The organism is Mesorhizobium sp. M5C.F.Ca.IN.020.32.2.1 (genome assembly GCF_004023105.1).
GTDB lineage: Bacteria > Pseudomonadota > Alphaproteobacteria > Rhizobiales > Rhizobiaceae > Mesorhizobium > Mesorhizobium wenxiniae.
This window is the reverse complement of record NZ_RZSX01001195.1, coordinates 1-1498: the sequence shown is the minus strand read 5'-3', so window position 1 is coordinate 1498 and position 1498 is coordinate 1. Positions and strand designations below refer to the sequence as shown.

Annotated in this window: 1 protein-coding gene; it reads left to right on the top strand. The window is 54.6% G+C overall.

Features of this window, described 5'->3' with window-relative positions; genetic code table 11:
- The coding region (locus tag EOA86_RS34280) for a polysaccharide biosynthesis tyrosine autokinase (RefSeq protein ID WP_128345561.1) at window positions 1-1498 on the top strand (1498 nt) is incomplete at both ends.

Below are 1498 nucleotides of genomic sequence, written 5' to 3'. Positions count from 1 at the left end.
GAACACGGCGCTCGCGACAGCAATCCAGGAACGTCTCGATGCCGGACGAATGGTGGACCAGATAGACAAAGGTCGCGGGGCGAGCCTTGGTCCCGTCCTGGAAAGCGAAGGCCTGCAGAAGATCACCGATAAACTGGCGGATTTGACCAGCCAGTACCAGCAGAAATTAGGCATATTGAAGCCTGGCTTCCCAGAGATGCAGCAGCTTCAGGCGCAGATCAAGGAGCTGCAACGGCTTTATAACAATGGCGTTTTGACTATAACCGATTCGTTGCGGCAGAAATACCAGGAGGCTCAGAACAAGGAGGCCGACCTTAGGTCCAAACTCGCCGAGATGGAAAAGCAACAAGTTATCTTCAACGACAAAAACATCAAATATACGATCCTGAAGCGCGAGGTTGATTCGAATAGATCGCAGTATGATAATCTTATCGCCAAGCTGAACGAAGTTGGCGTCAGCTCCGAGCTCAAGTCTCAAAACGCCGCAATCGTTGATTTCGCGACGCAGCCTGGTAGCCCTTATTCTCCGCGCCTGAGCATCAATCTTGCGATGGCGCTTGGCCTCTTCATGGCTCTGAGCGCGTCAATTATTTACGTGATCGAGCTGTTGAACAACACCTTCACCAACCCTGAGCAGATCGAGAAGGAGTTGGGATTGGCGATGCTCGGCATCTTGCCGCTAGTCGATGATCGGGAACTCATAGCCAGTATTACCGACCAGAAATCAGGATTGTCGGAAGCCTACCGTTCGCTTCGAACCTCGTTGCAGTTCTCCGGCGCCGAAGGTGCGCCGCGATCGCTGCTGGTCACGAGTTCGGAGCCGTCGGAAGGCAAGTCGACCACCTCGTTCAAGCTCGGGCAGGACTTTGCAGCGCTCGGTGCAAGGGTTCTGATTGTCGACGGCGATCTGCGAAAGCCCAATCTTCATCGGCTGTTTGGTCTCGACAACACAATCGGACTGAGCAATCTGCTGACGAACACCGTCCGCAAGGAGGATCTGGCAAGCATTTTCAGGGCGACGAAATATCCTAATGTGACCGTCCTGACGTCTGGAACGATCCCGCCGAACCCCGCGGACCTGCTCTCTTCACCGAAGATGGCGCTGATCATCACCAATCTCGGCAAGCGCTTCGATCTTGTCATCATCGATGCCCCGCCGGTCGTCGGCCTTTCAGATGCACCCATCCTCAGCCGGCTTGCCGAGGGCACATTGATGGTCATTTCAACCAATCAGGTCACACGCAAGTCGGCGAAGACGGCGTTGAAGCGTCTGCGAGCTGCCGGCGCGAACGTGGTGGGAGCCGCGATGTCGAAGTTTGCGGTGAACAAGTTCGATTACAATTACGCCTATAAGTATATGAATTACCAGTATTACGATTACGGCACGAGTACCCCGAAACTTGAGGGCAAAGTCGATGATGGAGCAGACCAGCCCGCTTTCGCGAAATCTCCGGCGTTCAGGCGTTTGGTTCGTCGCATCCGCTCTAGTGTTGGCGGC